20 protein-coding genes and 1 pseudogene are annotated in these 14,023 nt (G+C 63.8%); 16 read left to right on the forward strand and 5 right to left on the reverse strand.

Annotated elements, in window-relative coordinates:
• The first annotated feature begins 52 nt into the window (after positions 1–52).
• The gene (locus AYK61_RS26485; protein WP_121873819.1) at positions 53–1,765 is read left to right on the forward strand and encodes a ParB/RepB/Spo0J family partition protein; all 1,713 of its coding nucleotides are present in this window, start codon (positions 53–55) and stop codon (positions 1,763–1,765) included.
• Between the two features lie 154 nt (positions 1,766–1,919).
• Here the strand turns inward: AYK61_RS26485 and AYK61_RS26490 are convergent, their stop codons facing one another.
• On the reverse strand, positions 1,920–2,288 hold the full coding sequence (locus AYK61_RS26490; RefSeq protein ID WP_121873820.1) for an Lsr2 family protein: 369 nt from the start codon (positions 2,286–2,288) through the stop codon (positions 1,920–1,922).
• A gap of 429 nt (positions 2,289–2,717) precedes the next feature.
• Between AYK61_RS26490 and AYK61_RS26495 the strand changes: the two genes are divergently transcribed.
• The 4 genes from AYK61_RS26495 to AYK61_RS26505 all read left to right on the forward strand — a co-directional run bounded on the left by AYK61_RS26495 (position 2,718) and on the right by AYK61_RS26505 (position 4,625).
• Complete coding sequence (locus tag AYK61_RS26495; protein WP_121873727.1) at positions 2,718–2,975, forward strand: hypothetical protein; 258 nt, start codon at positions 2,718–2,720, stop codon at positions 2,973–2,975.
• 359 nt (positions 2,976–3,334) lie between these two features.
• The gene (locus AYK61_RS27550) at positions 3,335–3,508 is read left to right on the forward strand and encodes a hypothetical protein (protein WP_183130564.1); all 174 of its coding nucleotides are present in this window, start codon (positions 3,335–3,337) and stop codon (positions 3,506–3,508) included.
• Between the two features lie 77 nt (positions 3,509–3,585).
• Positions 3,586–4,440, forward strand: coding sequence for a hypothetical protein (locus tag AYK61_RS26500; protein WP_121873728.1), 855 nt, complete (start codon positions 3,586–3,588; stop codon positions 4,438–4,440).
• Positions 4,437–4,625, forward strand: coding sequence for a hypothetical protein (locus tag AYK61_RS26505; protein WP_121873821.1), 189 nt, complete (start codon positions 4,437–4,439; stop codon positions 4,623–4,625). The genes AYK61_RS26500 and AYK61_RS26505 overlap by 4 nt, the downstream gene beginning before the upstream one ends.
• A 98-nt stretch (positions 4,626–4,723) precedes the next feature.
• Here AYK61_RS26505 and AYK61_RS26510 read toward each other — a convergent pair whose 3' ends face one another.
• Positions 4,724–5,254 carry a helix-turn-helix domain-containing protein gene (locus AYK61_RS26510; RefSeq protein ID WP_259468311.1) on the reverse strand — a complete coding sequence of 177 codons (531 nt, stop codon included), beginning with the start codon at positions 5,252–5,254 and terminating at the stop codon, positions 4,724–4,726.
• A 173-nt stretch (positions 5,255–5,427) separates the two neighbouring features.
• Here AYK61_RS26510 and AYK61_RS26515 point away from each other — a divergent pair, with 173 nt between their 5' ends.
• The 6 genes from AYK61_RS26515 (at position 5,428) to AYK61_RS26540 (ending at position 8,091) form a co-directional block, all read left to right on the forward strand.
• Positions 5,428–5,835, forward strand: coding sequence for a DUF1761 domain-containing protein (locus AYK61_RS26515; RefSeq protein ID WP_121873731.1), 408 nt, complete (start codon positions 5,428–5,430; stop codon positions 5,833–5,835).
• Between the two features lie 143 nt (positions 5,836–5,978).
• Complete coding sequence (locus AYK61_RS27555) at positions 5,979–6,140, forward strand: hypothetical protein (RefSeq protein ID WP_183130565.1); 162 nt, start codon at positions 5,979–5,981, stop codon at positions 6,138–6,140.
• Positions 6,141–6,186: 46 nt separating this feature from the next.
• A complete protein-coding gene (locus AYK61_RS26520; protein ID WP_121873824.1) occupies positions 6,187–6,540 on the forward strand; it encodes a hypothetical protein in 354 nt (117 codons plus the stop codon).
• A 518-nt stretch (positions 6,541–7,058) separates the two neighbouring features.
• On the forward strand, positions 7,059–7,364 hold the full coding sequence (locus AYK61_RS26530) for a hypothetical protein (RefSeq protein ID WP_121873733.1): 306 nt from the start codon (positions 7,059–7,061) through the stop codon (positions 7,362–7,364).
• Positions 7,361–7,693, forward strand: coding sequence for a hypothetical protein (locus AYK61_RS26535; RefSeq protein ID WP_121873822.1), 333 nt, complete (start codon positions 7,361–7,363; stop codon positions 7,691–7,693). Before AYK61_RS26530 ends, AYK61_RS26535 begins: the two co-directional genes overlap by 4 nt.
• Positions 7,690–8,091 (forward strand): hypothetical protein, encoded by a 402-nt coding sequence (locus tag AYK61_RS26540; protein ID WP_121873735.1) that lies wholly within the window; start codon positions 7,690–7,692, stop codon positions 8,089–8,091. The genes AYK61_RS26535 and AYK61_RS26540 overlap by 4 nt, the downstream gene beginning before the upstream one ends.
• A 208-nt stretch (positions 8,092–8,299) precedes the next feature.
• Here AYK61_RS26540 and AYK61_RS26545 read toward each other — a convergent pair.
• Positions 8,300–9,553 (reverse strand): annotated as a pseudogene (locus tag AYK61_RS26545) (IS3 family transposase).
• A gap of 237 nt (positions 9,554–9,790) precedes the next feature.
• Positions 9,791–9,979, reverse strand: coding sequence for a hypothetical protein (locus tag AYK61_RS27685; protein WP_220709187.1), 189 nt, complete (start codon positions 9,977–9,979; stop codon positions 9,791–9,793).
• A 360-nt stretch (positions 9,980–10,339) separates the two neighbouring features.
• Between AYK61_RS27685 and AYK61_RS26550 the strand changes: the two genes are divergently transcribed.
• The 3 genes from AYK61_RS26550 to AYK61_RS26555 all read left to right on the forward strand — a co-directional run bounded on the left by AYK61_RS26550 (position 10,340) and on the right by AYK61_RS26555 (position 11,581).
• Positions 10,340–10,543, forward strand: a complete 204-nt coding sequence (locus AYK61_RS26550) for a hypothetical protein (RefSeq protein ID WP_121873737.1) — start codon at positions 10,340–10,342, stop codon at positions 10,541–10,543.
• A gap of 120 nt (positions 10,544–10,663) precedes the next feature.
• Positions 10,664–10,801 carry a hypothetical protein gene (locus AYK61_RS27560; RefSeq protein WP_183130566.1) on the forward strand — a complete coding sequence of 46 codons (138 nt, stop codon included), beginning with the start codon at positions 10,664–10,666 and terminating at the stop codon, positions 10,799–10,801.
• Between the two features lie 51 nt (positions 10,802–10,852).
• Positions 10,853–11,581 (forward strand): DUF4192 family protein, encoded by a 729-nt coding sequence (locus tag AYK61_RS26555; protein WP_121873823.1) that lies wholly within the window; start codon positions 10,853–10,855, stop codon positions 11,579–11,581.
• Between the two features lie 403 nt (positions 11,582–11,984).
• Here the strand turns inward: AYK61_RS26555 and AYK61_RS27565 are convergent, their stop codons facing one another.
• Positions 11,985–12,155: a hypothetical protein gene (locus AYK61_RS27565; RefSeq protein ID WP_183130567.1), complete on the reverse strand. Its 171-nt coding sequence runs from the start codon at positions 12,153–12,155 to the stop codon at positions 11,985–11,987.
• A 799-nt stretch (positions 12,156–12,954) separates the two neighbouring features.
• Between AYK61_RS27565 and AYK61_RS26565 the strand changes: the two genes are divergently transcribed.
• Both AYK61_RS26565 and AYK61_RS26570 read left to right on the forward strand, forming a co-directional pair.
• A complete protein-coding gene (locus AYK61_RS26565) occupies positions 12,955–13,704 on the forward strand; it encodes a DnaB-like helicase N-terminal domain-containing protein (protein WP_259468312.1) in 750 nt (249 codons plus the stop codon).
• A gap of 12 nt (positions 13,705–13,716) precedes the next feature.
• Positions 13,717–13,986, forward strand: a complete 270-nt coding sequence (locus tag AYK61_RS26570; protein ID WP_121873742.1) for a hypothetical protein — start codon at positions 13,717–13,719, stop codon at positions 13,984–13,986.
• The last annotated feature ends 37 nt before the right edge of the window (positions 13,987–14,023 follow it).

Below are 14,023 nucleotides of genomic sequence, written 5' to 3' on the forward strand. Positions count from 1 at the left end.
CTATCTGCCCGGTGTCTCCAACCGAAGAATCTACCAGGAGAGAGACACCACCATGACCGCAAGCATCGAAACCACCACCGCCGCAACCGAAGCCCCCACGACCGGCACCACGCCGGTCGTGGGGGCGGGCGAGGAGTTCGCCCGCCTGCACCCCAACGCCCTCGAAGTCGGCCCCAACGTCCGCGACAAGGTCGACACCGATTCGGACGAGTTCCGCGCCGTCGTCGCCTCCATCACCGACCACGGTGTGCTCTTGCCGATCCTCGCGCGCCGCGATGGCGACCGAGTCGTCGTCATCGACGGCCAGGTTCGCACCCTCGCCGCTCGCGAAGCCGCGGTCGACAGTGTGCCGGTGCTGATCCGTCCGACTGCGAGCAAGGCCAAGGACCGCGAAATCGAACGCCTCACTCAGCAGGTGAACACCAACGACCGACGCATCGCGCTCACCGCAGGTCAGCGGGCGAAGGCAGTGACCGAGATGCTCGATCTCGGTGTCTCGGTGACGAAGATCGCCAAAACCTTGCAGTACGACAAGCGTGACACTGTGAAAACAGCAGGCACAGCGGGCCGCTCGGAAACTGCGCTCGGAGCCCTCGATTCCGGACAGCTCGACCTCGAGCAGGCCGCAGTCGTGGCCGTCTTCGACGCCGACGGCGACACCGCCGCCGTCGAGAAACTACTGAGAGTTACGCGGTACGACTTCCGGTGGATGGCGCAGCGGCTCCTCGCAGACCGTGCCGTCCGCAAGGCCCGTACCGCAGCAGGCATCCCCTACGCCGAGCGAGGGCTGACCGTCCTCGAGGAAGAACCGGCCTACGGCGACCGGTACCTACGCGCAGACGACCTGGTGACCGCCGACGGTGACCCGGTGACCGAGGCCGTGATCGACGGTGCAGCTGGGCACTGGGCGGTGTGGCTGTCGAAGGAAGACCAGTTCACCCTCACCGCGACAGGCGAAGTGATCGAGGAGGACAGCATCGACTGGGACACCGAGGACGACCCCGAAGCCATACCCGACGAGGGGTTGCACCACCACAAGGACATCACCGCCGCCGAGGTATGGGTGCCGGAGTACTACACCGCCGACCCCGACGACGCCGGTGTGAAGCCGGGACCGATCCTCGCGGCCGCGTTGGCCGAACCCGCAGAGAATGTCGATCCCGCCGATGCCGAGGCCGTCGCCCAGGTAGCCGAGCAGAAGCGGCTCGCCGCCGAAGCGGCAGCGAAGGAAACCGAACGGGCAGCGCGCCGCCGCACCAAGGCGCTCAACGTCGCATCGCTCGCCTCGACCGTGGTCCGCAAGGAATTCGTGTCGAAGTTCCTCACCCGCAAGACCCTGCCGAAGGGTGCTTCGAAGTGGATCACCGACACCCTCGTCGACGAGCCAGGACTGCTCACCCAGAACAAAGCCTCGCAGTACCTCGCTGAGCTGCTCGAAGTCGCGGTGGCCGAGCCGACGACCACCGTCTACGGCGACTGGAAGGAGCGGGCCGCACGTGACGCGCTGGCACCGGTGATCGACAAGGCCAACGACACCCGTGCTCAGGTGATTCTGCTGGCGCAGATCCTCGCCGCCTACGAAGCACGGATGAGCGGGACCGGCAAGGACTGGTGGAAGCGAGTCGGAGGCTCCAACCAGGACAACTATCTAGGACTGTTGGCCGAGAACGGCTACGAGCTGACGCCGGTCGAGCAGGTCGCAGCCGGGACGATGACCCCCGAGCAGGCGTACGACGCACTCAACGAGGAAACCGTCACCGACTAGGACCGACATCGATGGCGGGTACCTGTACGGTGCCCGCCACCGATGGCTCGGCGTCCCCGGCTCGGGTCGAGGGGGCCTGCGGCAGCCCCTCGAGCTCCCCCGCTCGGCGCATCACCGGTGTCCGTTGACGTCGACGCGGGCGGCTCACCGCTCGTCAGTGTGCGGCGTTGTACGCCTCTTCTATATCGGCCGGGATGCGGCCGCGTTCGCTGATCTTGTAGCCCTGATCGAACGCCCACTGCCGGATCGCGCGCGTCTGCTCCGGATCACGCTTGACCGATCCGCCGGCCGCTGTCGCAGTCGACGCGGCAGCGGGGGAAGTCTTACGCTTGCGGCCACCGACTCGCGTCGCATGCCCGACGTAATAGTCGAGCTTCTTGTGGAACTCGTTCGCGTTCTTCGCTTTCAGGTCGATCGAGTACTCGACACCGTTGATCGCGAATTCGATTGTTTCGCCGGATTCGCCGTCGATGACCGACCCGTCGATATCGTCGACCAACTGAACTGTCACTTGTTTGGCCACAGCCGCAGAACCTTTCCATTACACGTTACGAAGCGTCCTTGCATTCGTCTCCATGCAGGGTAAACCAGCGTCGATATCCGCATTCTTCATCGACACGAAAGTTTCTACTCGACCTATTCGAAACCGTAACTACCTACGACGAAAATACCGCTACGGCAAAGCAATAGCGTTCCAACGCGCTGGGTGCGAACGCATCTCATACGTGTTGCAGTGCAACAGAATCGACCGCGTGGACGCGCTCGCACGTCCCCGTTCGGGGCCGCCCCATATGGGTCACCAATTTGGTCGTACGAGTCGTCCCAGCCTGACATGCCGGGGACCCCGTCCAATCAAACCGCGGTCGCACGCTCCCAAGACGCGGTTTGACAGTCCACCCTCGTCATGTCGATCGGGGACGTCTCATCCGAACCTTTGGAAGGTGTCCCTGCCATGAACAACAACCTGCTCAACGATCACCAGATCATCACCGATCTCATCGGCAATGCCGCTCAGCTCCCCGCCGAAGATCCGCGCGCGGCCCGGTGGGCCACCGAAGCGCTCGCGCTCGCCAGCGCAGCAGAGCTACCCATCCTCATCGAGGAGGCCGAAGGGGTGCTCGGACGGATCGAGCACGACACCACCTGCCGGTGGTGCGCCGGGCAGCCGGGAGCAGCCATCCCGGTCGGGTCCTTCTGGTGCACCCACTAAGCCCCAGGCCCTCCGGGGTCCCGGTCCCACCACGGGGCCGGGACCCCCCTTTTTTGTCTCCCGCACGGTCTGGAATACCACCGACAGCACTGTCGTTGTCGAACTCGACGGCGTTCGATCCCAATGCCCCGGGTACCAACCATCAGCCGCTACGAGCGGCCACCTGCCGAGAGGCGCACTGGCGAACACCGTCACCCAGCATCGAAACAGGGGCCACGCATCACAGATGAGTGGCCCCTGTTTCGTTTGAAACGACCCGTCGACGCGGCCACTGCCGCGTCTCCGAAACTTCTCGTCCAGTCATTCGAGTAAATGACTGTTGCCGGAACCGCCGCACCACCCCGTGCGTCCAACCGGACATGGACGACGACGAGCGCGCAGCCATCCGATCGGAAGGCCACGACCCCGACCACCCGGCCGTCTCTCACGCCCTCGACCAGGTCAAACACACCCTCCGCCGGTACCGGCACCTCGCCTGGACCTTCACCAAGGACGACCTCGACGGCGTCTCCATTCCTCGCCGAACGAGCTGACCAGCACATTCGACAGTCGAACACCCGTTCGATACGCTGGCGGTAGTTCCTACCGGCACGGCGAAAGGTCGATCCACATGGCCACCGTCGACGCCATCCCCGACCTCACCGGACTCGACAAAGCCACCCAACTCGACGTCCTACGCCGACGGATGGCCACCGTCCCCGGCGGCCGCCGCGACCACGCACCCACCGACCTCCCCACCATCACCGCACCCGAACCAGCGGCACCCACCGCAGGCAGCACGGACTTCGCGGGCGAGGCCGACGGCTCGGAGCCGCTCAACGCGGCTGTACGCGGCAAAACCCTTCGCACCATGCCAGTACCACCACCGCTCGCCGCGCTGCTCCCACGCCGAGCTCTGGCCCGCGGAACCGCCGTCACCGTCACCGGTGCCGGGTCCATGCTCATCGCCCTCGTCGCCGAAGCATCCGCAGCCGGCCACCACGTCGCCCTCATCGGCCAACCACGCCTGAGCCTGCTCGCCGTCCACGAACACGGCGGGGATCTCGCAAAAGTCCACCTCGTCGATCCAGGGGCAGGGGACCCGCTCGACGCTGCCTCGATCTGTCTCGACGGGCTGGATCTGGTCGTCACCACCGTGCACGGCCGAGACGTACCACCCACGCGCGCAAGGGCTTTGCTCGCAAGGAATCGTCGACATGCCAGCATCCTGGTCCTCACGGATGGACACATGCCCGGTACCGATCTCACGATCGCCTCCACCGTCACCGGCTACGGCGGAATCGAGCAGGGGAGAGGGCGCATCAAATCCATCACCCTCGACACCACCGTCCACGGCCGCGGAACACCACACCGCACCGGCCGCTACACACTCACCACCCCCAGCTTCGGCGAGACAGGGCTGCGCTGGACACCCGCACCCGCCGCCGACCTCACCGTCCACCGGCCCGTCGCCGTCGCGCAATGACCACCGACAACGAGGCCGGCATCTTCGATGCCTGGCCCACCACCTTCGAGCCACCCACCCGGCGCATCGTGGACCCGCCAAAATCGGTGAACGTGAATATCGCGCTGGCGATCGGACGATCCGGAGGCGGGCGATTCCGCGACACCACGGCGTTGAAAGTGAGGCCGAAGGTCTCTAGCCAGTGAAGTGTTGTTGTTGCAAAGCTGTTGCTGGCCATGACGTTACTGACGGCGTCGCTCCGACTACGGACCCTTCGGAGCCAGGCCCTTGTAGGCGGCGTCGCCTACGAACGCTCGCCGAAGTGTGCGGCATCTCCGCGGAGTTCACCTGCATCGAGCGCTTGGTCGACGGTGAGGGTACCGGCGACGAGGCCGACGACGGTATCGGCCTCGGCCGCCAGAACGGTCTCCGGTCGATGGTCGTCACCGATGCGCGCGCTCGGTCCATCCTCGTCGATACGGAGAACGATGAGCAGGCCCTCCACCTCGAAGCCAACCTCTACGGACGGCGCTGCCGTTCTCCCATTGAGGATGGCAGGCAGGGCAAGAGTCAGCCATCGTGGCCGGAACTCGTCATCGCCCCGCCCGGTAGTCAACAGAGGGATGCCCCACCGCCCCAGAGCCTCCATCGGCTCCTTGAGCTCCCTGCCCCATCGCGTCAGTCCATAGAGGACGCCTGCGTCTCCCAGCACTCGCTCCACAACGCCGGTCTCCTCCATCGTCCGCAGCCGTTCGGCCAGGAGGTTGCTCGCCACGCCCGGCAGGGAGGCTTTCAAGTCGCTGTATCGCAGGGGGCCTGGCAGCAGCTCGCGCACGATCAGGAGGTTCCAACGGTCTCCGACGATGTCGAGCGCGCGTGCCAGCCGCAGAACTGGCCATAAGATCGACGTGACGCAAGATTGACATTTTCAACCATGATTGATTATATCAAGCGCGGATCACCGTCGCTAGGGGCTGGCCGTGCCCTGGCTATCAGGGAGGTACAGGCATGGAGATCAGCTGGATTGGTGTGCTCCTCGCGTTCGTCGCGGGGATGGTTGTCGCGATGGCCTGGTACTCAAAGGGTGCCATCGCGGACGCCTGGGAGGGGCTCACAGGCATCACGCCGGAGAAGAACAAACCTGTCAGAACGCGGAACCTGATCCTGCTCGCCGTGTCTAACGTCGCGACCACCGTCGGGCTCGCGCTCGCCGTCGGGCTCACATCGGCTGCGACCGGTAACGACTCCGTGTGGATGGCACTGGTGGTTGGGGTCGTCGCCTGGCTGGCACTGTCCGCATCGACCCTTCTTCAGCACAACTCGTTCGAGCAGAAGCCACTGAAGCTGACGACCATCAACACCGGCTATCAGCTGGCACTGTTCCTGGCGATCACGCTGGTGCTGGGACTGTTCTAGTCGTATCGATCCATGACGGGATTGTCACGTCCTAGCGCTGGGCCGCCCTCGGTCGGAGGTCGGTCGGTTGGATGACGACTTCATCCTGAACGGTCACGCTCCAGCAACAGTGACGGACAGGCGAGAGATCTGAGGGCTTGGCCATGGACACCATTGTCGAAGGGACCTTGTTCGCGTGGGCCCGGACCAGTGTGGGGGATTGGCTTGCGAGCGTGTCGTTTTCGATACCCACGGGCAACAAGAAGGGACGGCTCGACCTCGATCGGCAGTGGGTTCCCGCCGATGCGGTCACACCGATCGCTTAACCGGTCCGGTATTGCGGTACTAGCCGTGTACCGGCATGCTGGTCGCATGACAGCCACCAACGACGTCGACGCACTCACCGAACAACGGCAACGCTCCCGCTTCTTCGTTCAGCACCTCACCTACCTCGCCGACAACTACGTCGACCAGGCGCTGGTCAAAGCCGCACTCCTGAATGGCCTCAGTCAATCCGACACCGCGAAAGCGCTCGGCATGAGCAAGAAGACCGTCAACACACACGCCCGACGCCCCTGGGTGCCGACCGCAGCCGCAAGAGGAATCGACCTACCCGACAGCACGCCGCTGTTCCGCTACATCTTCGGATCCGACGACGCCGCAGCCGCAGCCATCACCACCTGCAAACGATACGATCGCGAACGTCTCCACATCGAATCATTCTGAGGCGCAGCGCCATCCGTATCGTTGACATCCCAATAAAGGGTCAGCCGTGACATCTGCACAGCGCTTCGCCACCGAGCGGCTCGCAAATGCCCAGTTCGCTCGTGCCTCCACCGAACGGGACGAACCCTGGCCCGCCTGATCGACCGGGGAAGTCCTCGCCGTCGCCGTCATCCTCCGCGACACCGCAATCCCTCCGCCGCATCGGCTACACCAAAGTCGAAGCGCTCGACCGACTCCGGTACGACATCGACAAATCCGACCTCGACACAGCCGCGCAATGGTTCGCCGACCTTCGAGCCCGGCTCTAGCCGCACCTGCTACCCGTCCGCATCTACGACAACGCCCAGATCGCCATAGATACCACCACACGCAAACAGCTCACCAGCTGACACGATTCGCCCCGATGGCGGTCGACACCCAGCAGTATGTCGGCCCCACCTGGCAAGATGACCCACCAACGGCACACACAACCATTGACGACGACAGGTCGATCGACACAATGCGGGGGACCACACCACATGCTCTTCACCACCGGAATAGCGACCATCGTCGCCGCAGGTGTCGCGTTCTACGCCCTGCGCACCACTCAGAAGACCATGTTGGCGAACTGGGCCTGGCTCCTGATGATCGCCGGCAACATCGTCACCATCATCGGACTCTGGACCACATTCGACGACCGAAACACCCTCACCTGGATCCTCAACATCGGAGCCACCGTCGGACTCGCGGCCGTACTGCTGGCCAGCCTGTCCATCTTCCGTAGCGTCGGCGTTTCCGCACTGCTCGGCCCTCGCCGGACCAGCACCGCAGGGGAAGAACAATGAACGTCGTCAACACCCACCGCCTTCATCGTGTTCGTCGCACTCGTCACCGGGCCTACGCCATCAGCACCCGCTACATACGCACGCCGTCACGAACCGCACTGCACAGCAACGCGCTTGCTCTCATCAGCCTCGCCGTAGTCGCTGCCACTGTCTTCGCCCTCACCTACCCAGACCTCGCTTGGGGATGGAAAGCAACCCTTATTGCAGGCTTCATCGGCTTCGGCTACCAGTGCGCACGGATGTTCAACAGCACCCGTGACGAGTACGAAGCCAGCCAGCGGCGCAGCTTCGTCCAAGCCACCGTCGAAGACGACAGGAACAACCGATGAACATCCTCAACACCAAGAACACCAACGCCGCCAGAGCCGAGATGGAACAACTCAACCTCGACCTCCTCACCAAATACACCAGAGAGGGAGCGGGTCTGTACCTCAGTGCGGCCCGCGCCTACCGCACACAACGCGCCATTCAGCTCGAACGACTATTCCACTTCAACCTCGCCCTCTCGTTCATCGTCCTCACCACCAACACCGTCAACATGATCGCCGGCAATGAATCGTCGACAATTCTGTGGATCGCCTCCTGCGCAAGTGTTCTCGGTGTCCTCTACAGCGGCTACAACCTGAAGCGCTACGCAACCCGCGACAAGTTCGTGGACACCATTGCTGCCGAAGCAACCGTCGCCAACGCACACGAACTCCACCACAACCGCCAACGCAACACCTGACCCGCCCGCGACAACCTGGGACGCCCGATGAACCTGTTCAACCTCGCGAGCACAGCAACCGCCAAAACCGAAATGCAGCAACTACGAAGCCAACTCACCACCAACTACACCCGACAAGACGCGCAGCGGCTACTCCACGCGGCCCGCAAATTCCGAACACAACGCGCCATCACCCTCAGATTGAACCGTCCCGGGTTTCTTGCCGCTCCTACGCTTGCAACATCTCCGGGCGGAGTGCCGATTCTTGACTGTAGTAGACCTCCTCGAATTCGTCCGGTGTGAGGTAGTCGAGGGTGCTGTGCAGGCGGCGTTGGTTGAACCAGTCGACCCATCCCATCGTGGCGAACTCGACATCGTCGATGGTCTTCATCGGACCGTTCAGGAACGGACTCCTCTTCGATACCGCCTCGGTCTTGAACAACCCAATTGTGCTCTCCGCCAACGCATTGTCGTAGGCATCCCCGACACTGCCGATCGATGCTGCAATGCCCTCGAGCACAAGCGTTTCCGCGAACGCGATCGACGTGTATTGACTGCCCGCGTCGCTGTGATGAATGAGCCCCGAGCCGACGCGGTGTCCCCCGTGATCTCGTCGCCACAGTGCCATCTTCAGCGCCGTGGTGACCATCGCTGTGTCTTTGACCGTCGAGGCGTGCCACCCGACGATCGCTCGGGAGAAGCAGTCGATGACGAACGCGACGTAGACGAACCCGGCCCATGTTCTGATGTACGTGAAGTCGGTGACCCACTTCCGATTCGGGGCCTCGGACGTGAAGTCACGGTCGAGCAGGTCAGGAGCCCGTGTGGCGTTCTTGCCGCCCTGGATCGTGGTGCGGTGCCGTTTGCCTCGGACGACGCCGGACATACCCTCGTCACCCATCAGGCGGTCGATCGTGCAGGCAGCGGCGTGATGGCCCTTCCTGCGCAGGTGCCGGTACATCTTGCGGCGACCGTAGAGCTCTTCCGGTTCGCCGACCGTGTCGCGGAGAGCGGCGGTGAGGTAGGCGTCGGAGACAGTGCGAGCCGATGGTGGTGCGGTTTTCCAGTTGCGGTACGTGCGTGGGCGACCTGCACGCCGTGCTCGGTAAGCACGCGGCAGATCGACTCGACCCGGTAATTTTGTGCACGCATCTGATCGATGAACTGGACTATTTGCGGCGGCGAGGGTCGAGCTCCCTCGCGAAGAAAATCGATGCCGACTTCAGGATCTCGTTGGCTTCCTTGAGATCTCGATTTTCACGTTCGAGTTCCTTGATGCGTTGCTGCTCCTCGGTTGTTGCTCCGGGGCTTGGTTGGCATCGATCTGAGCCTGGCGTGTCCAGAGCCGGAGCGACTCCGCGCCGACGCCCAATTTCGGTCCGATCGCTTTGCACGCGCCGTACACGGAGTTGTACTCGTGGAGGTGGTCGAGGACCATCTTCACCGCACGCTCACGTTGCTCGGCCGGGTACTGCTTCGCCATGTACTTCATCCTTCACAAAGAACGAAGCGGCATCAAACCCGGGACGGTTCAGATACGTCCTCGCACTCAGCTGCGGTATCTGCGCTCTCGCAGCCATCGTCAACGTCAACGACCTACTGACCGGACGACACCCGTCGATCCTTCTCCTACTCGCCCTGGTCGTAGCCGCCCTCGCAGTCGCCGTCAGCATCCACACAATCTTGCGCAACCACGCCGCCGGACAATACGAAAACAGCCTCACCGCAACAGACACAACCCTCGAAACAACGCAGGATCACAACGGGCGATGAACCACACCTGACCCACAAGAGCTACCGCGACACCCAGCGTCGTCACCACCCGTCGCTCCCGCACAATCACCAACCAGCCGTACCCCACTCCCGCGCCGCCGTAGAGCACCAGCTCCGGCGGCGTTCCGCGTCCCACCACCCGAGGCCGGCCACGCTCACAGGCAGGCCCTGGCGGCCACACGCACCCCTACGGCTGCACCGAATCGAACTCCGCTTCGCTCCGCACTCAAAAGAGCGAAAAGAATCAATTTCTGTGTGACGTAGGTGGCTTCTCCGAGCATTCATCACCCGTGACCTCCGCATCAACCGCCGGCGTCCGCTGCGCTCCCGGCCCAAGGGCTCCGAAAACTTTTCAAAACGCCTCCGGCTGAAAACTTTTCGGCCCGACCCTTGACACTCCGGCCCCGTGCGCTGACTTCTCTCCCCAGCCACCACGGCACAAAGAAATTGGCAGGGCAGCAGGTCCGGCCACCAGTCGAGAAGGAAGAGACCCGTCATGCACGACGACCACACCACAGCAAGCGACGACAACACCACCGGGCTCTACGCAGGCGCGCTCTGCGACTGCCGCGACTACAACTGCCCCGCAGGTGCCATCCCCGACCTCCCGTGCATCAACGACGACACACGCGGCGCTCTTGACAGCTCGCCATGCGAAGACGAGGACTGCCCCACCTGCTACGAGCACTTTATGGGCTAGTTCGAAGAGGCCATGACCGGCCCGCCATCCATCACCGAACGAATCCGCCGCTTCCTGCGCAACCTCACCCGCACACGCTGAGACCTCCGCACCCGCCACCGATAACAGGAAAGGACCGTCATGCGAGCGCAGCACCCCACCTCCGACGAAATCGACATCATCGTTCACCGACGCGGCAGCCGGAAAGTTCGCCGCACCGTCAAACGCGCCAGCGCACGCCGCGACCGCCGCACCGCCCGCCGCGAACTCCGGAACTGAAAACTACTCCACCCCAACCCATCCCACACACACTCTCGAAAGGCTTTCGCCATGACCCAACACCGTATGTCCCTCACCACCGCCGCCGACACCCTCGCCGCCATCCCCGCCCTGCTCGGCTACACCCCCGACAACTCCGTCATCATCATCGCCCTGGCCGACACCGGCAACGGCGCACACGCCATCGCCGCCACCGGCCGCGTCTACGCCCACCGGGCCGAGGCAGCCGCCGAGCAGACAGTGGACAGTCTCGAGCACCAGAGCGTCGACGGTACGACCGTCACCGCCGTCATCCTCGCCGCCATCGCCGACACCACCCACGCAGGCGCAGCCCTGATCGGGCTCGACGCCATCCGCGACGCTTTCGCCGCACGCGGAATCCGCACCGTCCGCGCCTGCACACCCACAGCCTCACCGCAGGAACGACGTTCACCGACCTCGACCGGTTCACCGACGGCACCATCCCCGACCCGCCACCACCGCGCTGGCGACCGCCCGCACCGCAGCCGGAGCCGTCATCGCCGCATCACGCGGCGACCTCACAGCCCGATACACCCCCACCACCGAGATTCCCGAATCCCTGGCACTCGCCGCCGCCGCCACCATGGGGTGCCGACTTCCTGCCCGTCACGTTCGACGAGCTCACAGCAGTCATCCACGCCCGCGAGATCCCCAGCGTCGACCTCACCGCCCGGATCGGACTCGCCTTGGCCACCGGCCACACCGAAGTCAGAGACGCCTTCCTGGCCATGTCCATCCACGGAGACGCCGACGCGCTGACGCGTTCACCCGCATCGCCGCACCGCTGCGCGCACAGCCCGCACCAACGCACTCACCATCGCCGCTTACTTCCTCTACGCACCGGCGACGGTGCAGCCGCCCAAGAAGCACTCGAGGCAGCCCAGCGCACCGCTGAACGCGCGAACGTCACCCTCCCGATCCTGGCCGCTCTGCTCTCGGGCGCACTCTCTGTCGGAATGCCGCCGCAGACGATCAAGGGATTGTGCGAGGTCATCACCCCGACTACGTCGCCGCCCACATCGGCAGGGTGCAGAGCTACACCTGACAACCGCAGCCGAGCGTGGCCACCGATTCGAGGTGGCCACGCCCGGCAATCCAGCTCGCGTGCGCGGAGCGGGCGGCCGTCAGATCAGGGGAGGGGAGGCCACGAGCGGAACTGCGCTCAGAGGAACGTCGGATCGGCCGGCCACACGATATCGACGCCGGCGGCGGTGGGTCGGGTGTCCTGGACCCGAACACCGGCCACGATCGCCTCGAGCGCCAAATCCGACGGAGGCGGTTCAGCGTTCACCACAGCTTTGGACAAGGCATGTTCGATCCGCGAGCGCTCCATACCCCAGAACCCTACCGACCAGCACGAACACCAGCCACCACACACAAAGGGGGAGGTTCTTGTCGATCCGTCTGGCTGCGCAACGAGAATGCGTCACCCGGAAGCGAAAAGAACGCAGTAGGAGAAGGGTAGAAAGGCGAAATATGGCGGTATTGCAATCCCCCGTACGAATAGCAGAACACCGAATGTAGATGATGAAAGATGAAGCGCAACAACGGAACTAGTCGCTATTAATATCTGAATAGCCCTGGTCAAAATGCCGATATTGACCTAGAATGACAAGGTAACAGCCGAAATTCTCGGAAGGAGAGAACTATGTCCACCATCACCGTCTACACCAAGCCGCAATGCGACCCCTGCAACGCAACCAAATCTTCCTGGACAGAAAGAAGGTGAACTACCGAATCATCGACGTCACCGAAGATCCCGACGCCTACCGATTCATCACCGACGAACTCGGCTACGGCAGACCCCCGTCGTCTACGCCGACGAGAACCACCACTTCAGCGGTTCCAGATCGACGCCCTGAACAAGCTCGCCGCCGCCTGAAACCCACAAATACAGAAGAGGCCCCACCATGCGACTCGTACCCGCCTACACCCCGACGCCGACTACATCGACCGACAGATCGACGCCGAACTCACCGCAGAACACCCCACAACACGCCATGCAGACAAGGCCGACAGTGAGTACCACGACATCGACAAAGCCGCATCCTGACCACTGACTCGACGCATCACAGCCGGTAGCAACGTCCCACCGGTACGACGTCCGACCCGACACGAACACGAGGCCCACGATGAACGCACTACGCGCAGTCCCCACACCCGGCGACGACGCAGCGCAGGCACGCGCGGACCTCGCACCCGTCGAGGACCTCGACACGTCGGTCGAGCCCGGTTACGACCCGGCCACCGATCCCGAAGCGATGCTCCTGTGCGCCCTGATGGACGTCCGCAACCAAAGCGCCGCCGGAACCGACATCGAACGGATCACCAGCACACTCACCGCAGCGGACTTCGAAGATCCAGCGCACGCACGCATGTACGGCCACATCGTCGACCTCATCGCCGCCGGACAACCCCACGACTTCGCCTCCGTCACCGGCGCTCTCATCCGATCCGGAGCAGACGGAGCCAAAGACGCCCCGCTACGCAAACGGCTGATGGGCATCGTCACCGCCGGGGCGCATTCCGTCGCGGCCGTCCACTACGCCGACAACGTCCTGTCCCAGAGCTACCGCCGCAGCTTCCATGTCGCAGGCCAACGACTGACTCAGGCCGCCGAAGAAGCACCGAAGCCGACCTGTTCGACTACATGGTCGAACTCGGCACCCGGCAGCGGGCAGCGTTCAACCGGCTCACCGCTTTTCGGCAGCCCCGCCCATGACGCTCGCTCACCGCCGCTACGGCCCCGATTGCCGGATGGTGCTCACCCAACCCGCCACCGGTCGACGTCGACGGTTCTGTGGGTCCGCCTGCCGCGTTCGTGCCCACCGAGCCGGTGCACCCCAAACCGTTTTGTAGTACACAAAGTGATCGTTTTGTAGTACAATACTGGTATGGCGATTGAATGGACCGACAGTGCAGACAAGCACGGTATCGACCACGCCGACGCACTCCATGCGATCGAGAACGCGTACTACGTCGAGCGGGAGTTCGACGAGCCGCGAGTGCCGGGACTTGCGAAACCGTGGCTGTTCATCGGTCCACCTCGCACACTGGGGGGAGCACTGTTGGAGGTGATGGTCGAGGTGATCCCACCACGAGGAATGGTCGTCTTCCACGTCATGGAAGCCCGACCCAAACACCTCGACCGCATGACCGACTGACACCACGCAGGCGACGTTCCAGCCGTACAACCGCACA

This window comes from Rhodococcus sp. SBT000017, from assembly GCF_003688915.1.
Classification (GTDB): Bacteria; Actinomycetota; Actinomycetes; order Mycobacteriales; family Mycobacteriaceae; genus Rhodococcoides.

Coding starts and splice junctions, on each gene's coding strand:
- AYK61_RS26485 (WP_121873819.1), top strand. CDS start 53: ATGACCGCAAGCATCGAAACCACCACCGCCGCAACCGAAGCCCCCACG.
- AYK61_RS26495 (WP_121873727.1), top strand. CDS start 2,718: ATGAACAACAACCTGCTCAACGATCACCAGATCATCACCGATCTCATC.
- AYK61_RS27550 (WP_183130564.1), top strand. CDS start 3,335: ATGGACGACGACGAGCGCGCAGCCATCCGATCGGAAGGCCACGACCCC.
- AYK61_RS26500 (WP_121873728.1), top strand. CDS start 3,586: ATGGCCACCGTCGACGCCATCCCCGACCTCACCGGACTCGACAAAGCC.
- AYK61_RS26505 (WP_121873821.1), top strand. CDS start 4,437: ATGACCACCGACAACGAGGCCGGCATCTTCGATGCCTGGCCCACCACC.
- AYK61_RS26515 (WP_121873731.1), top strand. CDS start 5,428: ATGGAGATCAGCTGGATTGGTGTGCTCCTCGCGTTCGTCGCGGGGATG.
- AYK61_RS27555 (WP_183130565.1), top strand. CDS start 5,979: ATGGACACCATTGTCGAAGGGACCTTGTTCGCGTGGGCCCGGACCAGT.
- AYK61_RS26520 (WP_121873824.1), top strand. CDS start 6,187: ATGACAGCCACCAACGACGTCGACGCACTCACCGAACAACGGCAACGC.
- AYK61_RS26530 (WP_121873733.1), top strand. CDS start 7,059: ATGCTCTTCACCACCGGAATAGCGACCATCGTCGCCGCAGGTGTCGCG.
- AYK61_RS26535 (WP_121873822.1), top strand. CDS start 7,361: ATGAACGTCGTCAACACCCACCGCCTTCATCGTGTTCGTCGCACTCGT.
- AYK61_RS26540 (WP_121873735.1), top strand. CDS start 7,690: ATGAACATCCTCAACACCAAGAACACCAACGCCGCCAGAGCCGAGATG.
- AYK61_RS26550 (WP_121873737.1), top strand. CDS start 10,340: ATGCACGACGACCACACCACAGCAAGCGACGACAACACCACCGGGCTC.
- AYK61_RS27560 (WP_183130566.1), top strand. CDS start 10,664: ATGCGAGCGCAGCACCCCACCTCCGACGAAATCGACATCATCGTTCAC.
- AYK61_RS26555 (WP_121873823.1), top strand. CDS start 10,853: ATGACCCAACACCGTATGTCCCTCACCACCGCCGCCGACACCCTCGCC.
- AYK61_RS27565 (WP_183130567.1), bottom strand. CDS start 12,155: ATGGAGCGCTCGCGGATCGAACATGCCTTGTCCAAAGCTGTGGTGAAC.
- AYK61_RS26565 (WP_259468312.1), top strand. CDS start 12,955: ATGAACGCACTACGCGCAGTCCCCACACCCGGCGACGACGCAGCGCAG.
- AYK61_RS26570 (WP_121873742.1), top strand. CDS start 13,717: ATGGCGATTGAATGGACCGACAGTGCAGACAAGCACGGTATCGACCAC.